Consider the following 13,022-nt stretch of genomic DNA (forward strand, 5'->3'; position numbering starts at 1 on the left):
GCGGGGCGGGTGATTGAGGCGGCGACGCCGGACATTGATGTGGTGGATCAGTCCGTGGGCATCGCGATGGAGAAGGTCAAAGAAGCGATGGAGGAAGTGGAGGATGCGGAAGTGAAGCAGTCGCTGACGGAGGCGTGGAAGAGTCTCAAGGATGCGCAGGGGCCGCTGCAGCAGGCGTCGGCGGAGAAGAAGCGATCGCCGCTGAATCAAGCGCTGACTTTTGAACAAACGGCGCTGGAATGGCTGCACCGTGCGCAGAGCCGTGAGCACCAGGTGATGCGGCAGGACAAGCCTTCGCAGGGCCAGCAGCAGGCGAACAAGAACCAGATCATGGATCTGGAACTGAAGCAGAAGGAGCAGCGGTACGAAGAAGAGAAGGCCGCCACCGAGGAGCAGACGGCGGAGCAGCAGGAGAACCTGCAGGTGCTGAACCGGCTGAAGGAACTGGCGCGGCGGCAGGAGGCGCTGGCAGAGAAGATCAAGGAACTTCAAAATCAGATCGCCAATGCGAAGACGGAGGAGGAGAAGCAGGAACTGGACAACCAGCTCAAGCGTTTGCAGGCGGAGCAGGAGCAACTGCTGAGTGACCTGGACGACCTCAAGGAGCGCATGGAGAAGCCGGAGAACGCGCAGAACATGGCGGAGGCCAAGGAGCAGCTGGAGCAGACGCGCGAGAAGGTGAGCGAGGCGGCGGAGCAGCTGAAGGAAGAAAAGCTGGCGGATGCAGCGAACTCAGCGACGCGTGCGCAGCGTGAGCTGGAAAAGATGCAGGAGGATTTCCGGCAGAAGACTTCGAAGAAATTTGCCGAGGAGGTGAAGCAGATCCGCCAGCAGGCGCGTGATGCGGCGGAGAACGAGAAGAAGATCAGCGAGGCGCTGGAGAATCAGAAGGAGGCGGGGTCTGACATCGAGAGGAACATGCAGAATGCGGCGCAGAGCCGGCAGGTGGCGGAGCAGCAGGAGAAGGTGGAAAAGCTGCTCAACAGCATGCGGCAGCTCAGCGAGCAGGCGGAGGAGAGCGAACCGCTGCTGCACCGCAATCTTTACGACGCTGTGCGCAAGGCGCAGACGAGCGGGCTGGAAGAGAATTTGAAGGAGACGCGGGATCAGCTGCGGTATGGATCACAAGCGGAAGCCAAGGATGCGGAACGCAAAGCGGCCAATGCGGTGGAGGAGCTGAGGAAGGGCGTGGAGAAGGCGGCTGAGAGCGTGCTGGGCAGTGAGAGCGAGGCTTTGCGCGTGGCGAAGAATGAACTCGATAAGCTGATCAAGGAAGCGCAGGAGCAGGAGGCTGCGGGCGAAGGACAAAAAGGGAAGGAAGGACAAAAAATTGCGGATGCCGGAGAGCCGAAGGCTGCCGAGAAGGGGGCCAAGGCTGGAGAAGGACAGCCGGGGAAAGATGGGCAGCCCAAGGATGGCCAAACTGCTGAGAAAGGTGAGAAGACGGGTGCTGGCAAGCAGCCTGGAAAAGAAGGCCAAGGGCAGGAACCGGGCAAGGATGGCCAAGGTCAGGGGAAGGAACCGAAGATGGCCGGGGAAGGTCAGCAGCCGGGGAAAGAAGGCGAAGGCAAGGATGGCCAAGGCGCGCCGCAGGATCCGAAGATGGCTGGCGCAGGTGAGAAACCCGGCGAAGGGGAGCCGAAGTCTGGACAAGGCAAGGAGGGCAAAGCGGGCCAAGGTGAGGCCCAAGGCGCGCAGACTGCTGAGAACGGGCAGAAGCCGGGCCAGGGCATGCAACCCGGGGAGAAGGGGCAGGGAGGGCAGAAGCCTGGTCCTGAAGGCCAAGGTGAAGGCGATGGAAAGCAGCAGGCTTCAGCGCAACAGCCCAAGGGAAATCAACCTGGGCAGCAGCCGGGCAAGGATGGGCAGGGCAAAGGAATGGGGCAAGGGCAGGGCGAACCGCAGACGGCGGAAAATGGGCAGCAGCCTGGAGAAGGCCAGCAGCCGGGTCAGGGACAACAACCTGGCGAAGGGAAGAATCAAGGTCGTGGGCAGGGCAGGGGGCAGGCACAGGCGCAGACGGCGGATTCCAACATGGGGCTTGGCATCACGGGAGATCGTGATTCGGACAATGACCGCCGGCGTCCGCAGATCAACGGGGGGGCGGTGCCTGAGGCGCTGTTCTTTGACGACAGCAAGGAGCAGCCTGACAGCGGGGTCTTTACCGGGAGCGGCTACGAGCAATGGAGCGACCGGCTGCGCAATGTGGAGGAGCTTCTCAACAACCCGGAACTGCGCAATGAGGCGGCGAAGGTGCAGGATCGCGCGCGTGCGCTGCGCATTGAACTCAAACGGAGCAATGAGGCGCCGCAGGTCGCCAACCTGAACACGCGCATCACGCAGCCGCTGATGGAGCTGCGGGATCGTGTGGTGGAGGAGCTTTCGAAGAAGGATGCGGGCAAGAACTTGGCGCCGGTGGATCGTGATCCGGTGCCGGCAGAGTTCCGTGATCTGGTGAAGCGTTACTATCAGGAATTGGGTGCGGGAAAGTAAGGATGTCCTAGGTTCTTTTATGCAATGCTGACTCGACGCTAAAGATTTATTTAGCATACTGCTTGGATGGCCCTGATGGTTTTGACATTGAGTAATCTAGACGGCGAGCACCGGATTTCGTGTCCGCTGCACACGTCGCTGACGCTTGGCTGCGGACCGGACTGCGATGTGACGTTTGAAGGGGTGGGCATCCTGCCGCGGCACTGCGTGCTGTATCGGACTGGGGAGCGGACTTTTCAAATCATCGGGGTGTATGCGGCGGCGCAGTTCTCGGTGAATGGTGTGACTTCGAGCGAGCTGGAGGTGAATGTGCCGTTCAAGTTTGGGATTGGCGGGGAGGTGTTTGATGTGGATCTTGCTGAGGGGAAAGAGGAGGTGCCGTTGCAGGAGAGAGCCGAGGCGGAACCGGGTGTGGGAGCCGAAGGGGCACCTGCTGGGCCGCGCACAAGCCGGCGGGAGTATTTACTGAAGCCGATCACCTTGAAACCACGCGCTGGACAGCGGGTGGGGGAGGTGATTTTAGAGTCTGGTCCGTCACCGGAGAATGAGGTGCCCATGCCGGCTCAGGCTGCCACACCACCAGCTCTGACGGTGGAGGCGATGGTGGAAACGCCGCTGCCGACGGATGAGGAAGAGGAGGAATCTCCCAAGCGAGTGCTGGGGGGATTGCTTCTCTGCGGGGCGATGATCACGGGCATGGTTTACTGGCCGCATCATCTGGATCAGCTCTCTGCGGCGAAACCCGAGGTGGTGCTGCCGCCGGTGGTTGCTCCTGCTCTTTCGCCTGAGACGACGGTGCGGGCGTGCGAGGACCTCATTCGTGCCGGGGCTCCGCAGCTGGCTGTGCCGATGCTGATGCCGCTGGCGGAGAAGGGGGATGTGGCGGCGATGCATCGGCTGGCGCTGGCACTGCGGGCTTCGGGGCAATTTGGAGAGGAGGAGGTGTTGCTGCAAAAGGCGGTCGAAGGCGGACGGCGTGAGGCGCTGCGTGATTTGGTGAGTGTGGTGGATGATGAGGAGAATCCGGCGAGGTACACGGAGGGTGCTTTCAAGCAGCTGCAACTGGCGGCGAAACTCGGGGAGACTTCGGCCTGGATGCCGCTGGGGGAACGCTATGAGTATGGCAATGGCACAAAGCCTGACATCAAGCTGGCGCTGGCTGCTTTTGAAAAAGCACGGGTGGCGGGAGACAAGCGTGCTGCGGTGAAGCTCTCAGCCAAGCAGGGGGCGCTGGAGCGTGCAGCTGCGTATGTGCGCTCTTGGAACGAGGTGTCGGTGGCCAGGCTGCTGGAGCATGTGGCGGCGGGACAGGGGAAGTTTTTCACGCTGGATCATCCGCCGATGGAGGTGCTGCTGCGCCAGGAGGAGGAAATGCGGGACCGCTGGCCGCTGCGGCGCATCAGCGTGGTGGCGGGAGCGCAGGCGGAGCTGGAGACCTTTGATTTGATCAAGGTGACCCAGCCGTTTCAATTTGAAGTGCAGCGTGGTGAACGGATTGCGCGGGGGAAGGGTGTGCTTGTGTGCTCGGTGCAGCGTGATGTGGCGGACCACTGGAGGATCACGGATGCGAGCGACCGCATTGAGGTGACTGAGCTGCTACCGACGAAGGAGCAGTTTGTGAGCGCTGCGTCGTTGCGTGAGCTGAAGCCTGCCTTCACGCATGAGGAGCAGGTGGATGAAGCGCGGCTGGAGATTCTGGAGCAGATGCGGGGGCTGGAGGCGACGGAGGACTTCAAGCCGGCGCTCACGGTGCTGATGAACGCGATGTATGAATTTCCGCAGGATACTTTCTGGCAGCCGTTTGCGGACAAGCTGTGTGACCGCATGGCGCGGCAGTTGTTCATGAGCGGCAAGTGGCTGGATGCGGCGTGGGCGGAGCAGGTGCACCCGTTTGCCGAGCATGGCAGTGTGTCTGCGATGCTGCTGGAAGGGCATCTGTATGCGGCGGGCTATGGGTGTGTGCGGAATGCGGCCAAGAGTCTGGCGCTTTACCAGAAGGCCTTCGAGGCGGGGAAGCGGCGTGATGCGCGGTTCTACTATGCGGAGGCGCTGTTTCAGGGACAGGGCGTGCCGCAGGACATCGAGAAGGCGGGGGCGCTGGTGCTGGCGTTTATGAGCCGGTCCAAGCATCCGCTGGAGGCGTACCTGGCGGCACATCTGCTGTGGCGCAAAGCGGAGCATGATCCGGCGCTGTGGCAGGATGTGTATGACACGCTCTCACGAGCGGTGGAGAAATTTCCGCCTGCCAAGAATCTGGCGGGCATGGTGCTGCTGAATCACGGGCAGACGACGAAGGAGCGCAGGACGGGTTTTGCGGCGATCAAGGCTGCGGCTGAGGAGGGCGTGGTGGAGGCGATGAAGAGCCTTTCCCAGTGTTATTTGGAAGGTGTGGGCTGTGAGAAGGATCTGCACCTGGCCACGTTCTGGAAGCAGAAGGCGATGGTGACGGAGCCGCCGCGTAGGAGGCATTACACGGAGTTTGAGGAGTGAGGGGAGAGGCCGGAGAGGTGGCCGCAAAGAGGCGCAAAAAGAAGCAAAAAAGTGATGGAGGGGCGCTGCCGGATGACTGCTGGGCGCTTTTGATGGCATATAGCGTATTCCAAAACGGATTTCCTAAAAGGGCGCTCGGCGACATGACGTTTCGAAGTGGCTGAGACGTTCGATTTTGCCGCAAAGGGGCAGAGATGCAGAGGGAGCAGAGAAAGAAATCCATCTCTGCCGTCTTTGCTCCTTTGTCTCTCTACAACAAACCGAACCTCATGCGCACTCAAACGGAAAGGAGTTTTGCGAACTGCTATAGACTTTGACGATGCCTTGACCAGACGGGCTGCCGCGAAGCGAACCCTGGACTACGAACTCGGCGGGGCTGACTGGAGTCGAGTTGCGGCGCAACTGGGCTACTCGCCTGAGCGGAGGAGGTCGCAGGTGATGAAGATGGCGTGAAGGATGTCGTCTTTTTCGAACTCGGGATTGCCGGTGGGTTTGTAGAGGGAGAGGAGGCGGGTGGTGCCGTCGGGGATGGTGAAGCCGGCGGTGAGCTTGGAGGTGAAGTAGTCGGTGAGGGGGAATTCGAGGCGGCGGCCCTGGTTGTCGATGATGTGTTCGCGATGTTCGAGGGGAGGAGCGGTGTGGAATTCGAAGGTGATATTGGGCTCCACCAAGATGCCGTCTGCGCTTACAGTGGGTTCGAATTCGATGTTGAGGCCGACTTCACGCATCTGCTGCTTGAACGTGGGTTCGCCCTTTTCGTTCATGGTCACATCGGTGACGGCGGTGTACTCGATGGCCTGCTCTGAAGTGGCGCGAGTGCCGGACTTGGTCTCGATGCGTGCGGTGTTGAGATGCTGGACGTTGCCGGTCTTCACGGCGGCAAGGGCTTCATCGAGTTCGATGCGGTGATCGCTCTTGCTGACGGCTTGTGAGGTGAGACGGCGGAGCAGCGGGCCGGGGCCGTGGAGCACGTGGGCGGTTAACACGACGGTCTTGGGGGCGAGTCTACTAATGGATTCAACGTAGGCATCCACCAAGGCGAGGTTTTCGTTGGTGTTTTTGACAAACAACACCGATGTGGCGGGATTGAATGAGGCGGTGGCTCCTTCGGGAAAGGGAATGCCACAGGCTTCGAGAATCATCTTCGATGTGAGACGAGATTTTAAGTGTTCCTGTCTTTCTTTGACCGTGGTCAGCTCTCTTCCGCTGCTTGTGGAGAGGAAATCTGGAGGGACGTGATACATCCGGGTGTTCCAGGCTTTGGGGTCGAGTGGTGGTTTCTTTTTCTTTTCAGCGGCGGGCTGGCGGGATTTTGGGACCTGCGTGACGAGATCGCATTTCAGAAACGTGGCCCACAGGACGTTGGCATCGCCTCTGCCTGTGGGACGGTTGAGAGAGATGAGCTTGGTGCCACCTTTGATCATGCTGAAGCCGGTGGTGGTCTTGGCGGCGTGAAAGTCGATGACGGGAATGTCGAAGGGCTTGTTCGATGAAGGATCGCGAAAGTGTTCGCGACGTGCTTCGGGAGCGGCGGAATGCAGCACGTGGTTCAAGGTGATTTCCACTGTGTGTCCATCGCTGCCGAAGGTGGGTTCGATTTCGAGGATGGAGCCGACAGGACGCATCGCGAAAGCGAGATGAGGCTGGCCTCTGGCATTGGTGCCAAAGGAGGAGAGATAGGTGTGTTCGCGCACGGATTCATGCATGGCGCGGGTGCCGGATCTGGTTTCGAGGAAGAGGGAGTCGATGAAGGTGGCCTCTCCACGTGCGACGGCGGCTTCCACGGCGGCCAGCATGGCGGTATCATCCGCTGAGGCGGTGATCTGGTGTGTCAGTTCACGCAGGAAGTGGGCGGGTGCTTGAAGGGTATGGAGGGTGAATGCGGCCGTCTTGCGAGATCTGCGGAGGCATTCGTCGGTGAGGCTGGCGATGCGCTCGATGTTGTCGGGGGTGTTGATGATGGTCAGAACATTGTGGGTGTGTTCTGCCGTGGCCCCTTTGACTGGAGTGATGCCGTTTGATTCGAACCACGTTTGCAGCGGCACGGGTTGCTTGACCATTGCCTGGGGAGGTTGGGATTCCTCGATGAAGGATTCAAACAAGTCGTCGGGCACATTGAATGCGGCGGCACTCATGCCTGCGGGTACCTGAGCGACTTGAGGCTGAGGGGCTGGTTTGGAGAAGGGCAGGCATTCCATCCGGCGTACGTTGGTGGTGAGAAATGCGGCCCAGAGAATGTCGGCGTTTTGTTTGGAGGTGCCGACAGGTTTGGCGATGCCGAGGAATTTGGTGCAGCCGGGGGTGCTGGTGAAGCCGGTGATGAAATGTGCCGTGGAAATGTCGGTGGCAGGAAATTCAGCGGTGCCACCGCTGGTCGGTTCCGTGATGCTGACCTGGCGCGAAGTGGGCGGTGCGGGATGCAGTTTAATTGAGACGGAAGACTCGATGGTCCTGCCATCCGCGCCGAGAGTCGGCTCCCATTCCAGCACCAGGCCGATCTGGCGCATTTCATGGGTGACGGAGGCACGGCTTTTTGCATCCATGGTGAGATCGGAGGCATAGGTGTGATCGCACACGGCTTCGGTGGTGGCACGAGTGCCGGACTTGGTTTCGAGGAAGGCGTCTCCGACGATGCGGACGTTGGAGCCCGGATTTTTCACGAGGCTGAGGAGCTTGGTGAACTCTTGGGCGGCGTTGGTTGTGCGCGAAGAGGCGGCACTGGCCTGACGGATGAGATCTCCCGGACCTTCGATGACTGTGAGGGTGCAGGCGATGGTGGCTGGCGATTGGTGGGAGATGGATAAAATGTAGGTTTCGACGAGCTCGAGATTTGGTGCGGTGTTGGTGACGGTGAGGAGGCTGGTGACTGGACTGAATGCTGCGCTAGCGCCCTCGGGAAAAGGGATGCCGACGGCTTCGAGGATTTGTTTGGCGGTTTTGAGAAGAGAAACGGGCGCCGGTGCTGCGGGATTGGCATCGGAGAAGGGATCGGCAGGGGCTTTGGGTGGTGCACCATCCGGTGGAATCTCGCAGGAGAGGAAGTCGGGCGGGATTTGGAAGATGCGGGTGTGCATCTCGGGCTTTTCTGCGCCCAGAGCCATGGTGCAGGCGAGGATGAGAAGCAGGTGGAGTCTGCGGACGTGGAACGACATGCCGGTGAGGTTAATGGAGGCGGTAGATAGATGTCGAGCCTTCTTCACCGAGGCTGGCGAAGAGCATGAAAGCCGGGACTACAATACGTGCGCTGGGTATGAACTGGCTTTGACCCAAAGGGCTGCCGCGAAGCGATCCTCGAACTACGTGCTGAGCGGGGCTTATCGGGCTCCAGTTGCGGCGCAACTGGGCTACTTCTCTGGGCGCAGGATGTCGCAGGTGATGAAGATGGCCTGGAGGATGTCGTCTTTTTCGAACTCGGGTTTGCCGGTAGGTTTGTAGAGGGAGAGGAGGCGGGCGGAGCCGTCGGGGAGGGTGATGCCGGTGGTGAGTTTGGAGGTGAAGTAATCGGTGAGGGGGAATTCGAGGCGGCGGCCTTGGGTGTCGATGAGGTGCTCGCGGTGTTCGAAGTGCGGGGCGGTGTGGAATTCGGGGGCGAAGGTGAGTTCGATGGTGTGGCCGTCTGCGCCGATGGTGGGTTCGAGTTCGATTTTGAGGCCGACTTCGCGCTTCTCCTGCGTGAAGTGTGGCTCGCCTTTTTCGTTCACACTGACATCGGCGATGGCGATGTGTTTGGTGGCCTGGGTGGTGGTGGCGCTGGTGCCGGACTTGGTCTCGATGCGGGAGGAGTTGAGATGCTGCATGGTGCCTGCTTTCACTGCGGCGAGCAGTTCGTTGAGTTCGGCGCGGTGATCGCACCTGCCGGTGGATTGTGCGGTGAGGCGGCGCAGCAGCGGGCCGGGGCCCTGGAGGATGTGGGTGGTGAAGGCGATGATTGCCGGTGGGCAAACAACAATTGAGTCCACATAGGTTTGAATCAGGTCGAGGTTTTCATTCGTGTTTTTGACAACCATCTGAGTTGTTGGTGGATCGTAATAAGCGGCTGTTCCTTCAGGGAAGGGGATGCCGGCCTCTTCCAGGATGATCCTTGCTGTCTTGCGTTCTATCCTGCCATCTGTGGAGGTCGAACCTCCACCTGCCGAGAGGAAATCGGGGGGCACACGAAAGCTGCGGGTGTGGATGGCTTTGGGGTCGGCGGATGGCTTGGGATCAGGTGCGGGTTCTGCCATTGCATGGTGTGTCTTCGGGACTTGTGGCACCACATCGCATTTCAGAAAGGTGACCCAGAGCAGGTTTGTTTTGCCGAGGCCCATGGGTTTATTGATGGAGATGAGCTTGGTGCTGCCCTTGGCGATGCTGATGCCGGTGACGATTTTGTGGATGTTGAAATCGGTGGCGGGGATGTCGAAGGGCTGCTGCGAGGCGGGATCGCGGAAGTGGTCGCGGCGGAGGATGGGCGGCGTGGGATGGAGTTCGTGGCTGAAAATGAGTTCCACCGTGCGTGAGTCGGCACCAATGGTTGGCTCGACTTCGAAGATGGAGCCAACCTGACGTGTGGCGAAGCTGAGGCTGGGGCGGCCCTGGGCATCGGTGACGATGCCTTTGAGGTAGCGGTGTTCGCAGGCGGCGTGATGGTTGACTCGCGTGCCGGATTTGGATTCGACGAAGGTGCTGTTGATGAATTTTGCTTCGCCACGGGCAACGGCGGATTCCACAGCGGCGAATATGGCGGAATCATCGGCGGAGGCGAGTGTCTGGCGGGTGAGATCGCGGAGGAAGGGTGCGGGGGCCTCCAAGGTGTGGAGTGTGAGGGCGATGGTTTTGGGGTAGACGGAAAGCTGTTGGTCAATGATCGCCATGATGAATGCGATGTTGTCGGGCGTGTTGACGCAGCGCAGAATGCCGTCGCGATGTTCGAGGATGGAGCCTGAGGGAAAGGTGACGCCGGATTGAGCCATCCTTGCCTGAAGTGTGAGGTGCTTTGTGCCATGCAGCACTGGCTCAAACATGCCCTCTGGCGCATGCAGGGCGGCGAAGGTCATGCCGGGTGGGATGGCGGAGGGAGGGGCGACTTTGGGCTGCGATGGGGGCACAGCTTCCACACGGCGCAGAGAGGCGGTGAGAAACACGGCGCAGAGGATGTCTGTGCTCTCCTGCGGTGTGCCGATGGGTTTGGTGACGCCGATGAGCTTGGTGGTGCCAGCGTGGATGCTGAGGCCGGTAGCGATGTGCGTGCCTGGAATGTCGGTGACGGGGAATTCGGCTGGGTTGCCGGTGAGCGGGTCGTTGACGCTGATCTGGCGCTGGGTTGGAGGTGCGGCATTGAGCACGAGGCTGAGCGAGGTCTCGATGGTGGCTCCGTCGGCACCGACTATGGGCTCGATTTCCAGATGCAGGCCGGACTGGTGTGTCTCATTTGAGACGGAGGCGCGGCTTTTGGCATCAAGGGTGAAGTTGGTGGATTCGCTGTGCTCGCACACGGCTTCGAGGACGGCGCGGGTGCCGGATTTGGTTTCGAGGAAGGCATCGGCAACGACGCGGACTTTGGAGTCGGGATTTTTCGAGTGATCTAGCAGCGAGGCGAGTGCGGGCGCGGCATTGGCGTTTTGTGAGGCCTGCGCATTGGCCTCGCGGATGAGTTCGCCGGGGCCTTCGATGACGGTGATGGTGTAGGCGACGAGGGCGGGGGCAAGGTGGCCTGATACTGTATAAGCCTCAATGAGATCGAGATTTGGCAGGGTGTTTTTGACGGTGAGCTGGCTGGTGAGCGGATTGAAGATGGCGCTGGCTCCTTCGGGAAATGTGATGCCTGCTGATTCGAGGATTTGTCTGGCCGTCTTGAACTGGGGAGGTGGCGCATCCTGCGCAGCGGGGGGAGAGGGGGAGACGGTGGCAAAAGGGTCCGCTGGCGCAGTGCTCGAAGTGTTGCCAGTTGAGAGGAAATCTGGCACGACGTGGTAGGTGCGGGTTTGCATCGCGTCTTCGAAATCATGCAGTCCTGTCACGATCACTGCCTGCGACTCGACCCTGAATCTCCTTAGCGAGAGTTCGGTGACATAGCGTAAAACCTCGGACAGCGGGACATCCTTTAAATCCAGATTGATGTGGGGCGAATCTTGAAAACCTGTCTGGCTAAGAATGATGTTCACCCCTCTGGCGCCTGCTGGGGCAGATGACTTGTCCAGTTCACGGCTTTTCTTGCGGAGAAATTCCAGCGCCTGCTCAAGGGTGGCGTTTTCGAAATGAACCGTGGGAATGATGATCTCATTCATTTTCTGCCTCAGGCGAGCTTTTGCATCCAGGTCAACGGGGGGAGGCGCTGGTGCGGTGTCTTGAGCCGGTGCTTTGTCTTTTGCTGGGTCCTTGCCTTGGGCCAAGGTGAGGAAGGTCAAAAGCAGGAGGAGGCTGCAGGTGCGGTGCATGCCGGTGAGACTACGGGATGCGGGGAAGGGATGTCGAGAGGGATGTTTGGAGTGCGGCTGTGGGGGCTTTCGATGGGTATGTGACGGGCTTTGGGCTGGTCGGCTGGCGATGAGTCACCGGCTGCCGCTTTCGAGGGTTTTCTGGCATGCGCGAGTCACCGAGGCCGTCGAAAGCGCCAGCTGCGTTCGTGCCTCACTGCGCGACCGCAGTCCAAATGGGGGCTGTGCCTGGCGGGGCGTTTGGGTGTGAGGTTGAATGGATTGGCCCATTTGAGAGCACAAAAAAACGCCGCGCTTTTGAGGGCGCGGCGTTTGTGGGAAGAGGCACCAGTTGCGGCGCAACTGGGCAACTTTTAGAGGGTCTGGTGGATGCGGCCGAGGGCCATGAGGATGTAGCTGGTGGTGAGGACGGGGTCGGATTCCATCCAGCGGCCTTCGGTGTTGGACCAAGAGCCGTCGCCTTTTTGGAGGCTGAGGAGTTTTTCGGTGATGTCTTTGCGCCAGTCGATGAGCTTGCCGTCTTTGGTTTTGATGTAGTCGATCTTGGCGATGCTGAGGGCCTTGCTCATGGTCTGATAGTAGTAGTAGAGGCCGGCGGCACCGAGGCCGGGGTTTTCATCGGCGCTGTAGTGGTTTTGGAGCCATTCGATGACGGCTTTGACTCGTGGGTCGTCTTTGTCCACGCCGGCGTAGATGAAGCTGAGGAGGCCGGCGTAGCTGATGCTGCCGTAGCTGCGGAGGGCGATGCTGCCATCGGGATTGGTGACTTTGGCGCCGCGGGTTTCAGTGGGGTTGTAGATGAAGCCGCCGGCGTCGTCGGGGTCTTTGCTGACCCAGGCGGATTTGTTGCTTTCGGGGCGGTTCTGGCAGCGCTGGATGAAGTCGAGGGCGGCGCTGACATTGAGCTGGGGCTCGTTCTTGGCGGCGTCGCCTTTGTCTGCGAGGAGCTGCTGGGAGTAGTAGAGGGCTTCGAGGGCGAAGGTGAGATTGGACATGTCTGCGTGCATGCCTTTTTCGTCGCCGTAGCCGATGCCGCCATCGAGCGGGTTGTCCTGCTTGCCTTTTTCATCGAGATCGACCTGGCAGTGGACGAGGTAGCGGCGGGCTTTGAGCATGACTTCCTCGTTCTCGGGCTTGTTGTTGAGGAGGAGTGCGGTGAGGGCGAGGGCGGTGTTGTAGTTGCCACGGCCTTTGATGAAGATGCCGCCATCCGGGCGTGCCTGGGCGACGAGGAACTTGGTGGCTTTTTCGACTTCAGCGGGGACGGGATCGCCGGGCTTGCGATTGGGATCGAGCATAAAGCTGATGATGCCGAGGCCGGTCATGGCGACGGGTTCGGCCTCGCCCCACTGGCCGGTGGTGGGGTTTTGTTTGCTGCGGAGGAAATTGAGGCCGCGCTCGACGCCGAGGCGGAGTTCCTGCTTGAGGGATTCATTGCGCGAGGCCTGGGTGGCGGCCTGGGGGAAGGCGGAGGTGGTGCCGAGCGCCAGGGTGAGGAGGAAGGCGGGGATTTTCATGGTACCCAGCACTGGATGTGAAAAGAGGGCGGCGTCAATGGGCAAGGGACACCTCTTTATGGGCGGACGATTCTTGTCCATGCCATGAGGGAGGTGGGCGCTTTTT

The 13,022-nt window shown here is 60.4% G+C and carries 4 protein-coding genes and 1 pseudogene; 2 read left to right on the plus strand and 3 right to left on the minus strand.

What is annotated here, in order from left to right:
* Positions 1-2,493, plus strand: a pseudogene (locus WAW39_RS13640) (hypothetical protein); the annotation flags it as partial.
* A 66-nt stretch (positions 2,494-2,559) separates the two neighbouring features.
* Entirely contained in the window at positions 2,560-4,983 is a 2,424-nt protein-coding gene (locus WAW39_RS13645; RefSeq protein WP_422319715.1) for a hypothetical protein, read from the plus strand.
* 407 nt (positions 4,984-5,390) lie between these two features.
* Here WAW39_RS13645 and WAW39_RS13650 read toward each other — a convergent pair whose 3' ends face one another.
* The 3 genes from WAW39_RS13650 to WAW39_RS13660 form a co-directional block, all read right to left on the minus strand.
* Positions 5,391-8,135: a hypothetical protein gene (locus tag WAW39_RS13650; RefSeq protein WP_422319717.1), complete on the minus strand. Its 2,745-nt coding sequence runs from the start codon at positions 8,133-8,135 to the stop codon at positions 5,391-5,393.
* Between the two features lie 192 nt (positions 8,136-8,327).
* Positions 8,328-11,399, minus strand: coding sequence for a hypothetical protein (locus tag WAW39_RS13655; protein WP_422319719.1), 3,072 nt, complete (start codon positions 11,397-11,399; stop codon positions 8,328-8,330).
* A gap of 353 nt (positions 11,400-11,752) precedes the next feature.
* Complete coding sequence (locus WAW39_RS13660) at positions 11,753-12,916, minus strand: prenyltransferase/squalene oxidase repeat-containing protein (protein WP_422319721.1); 1,164 nt, start codon at positions 12,914-12,916, stop codon at positions 11,753-11,755.
* Positions 12,917-13,022: the final 106 nt, after the last annotated feature.

The organism is Prosthecobacter sp. (genome assembly GCF_049294395.1).
Lineage (GTDB): Bacteria > Verrucomicrobiota > Verrucomicrobiia > Verrucomicrobiales > Verrucomicrobiaceae > Prosthecobacter.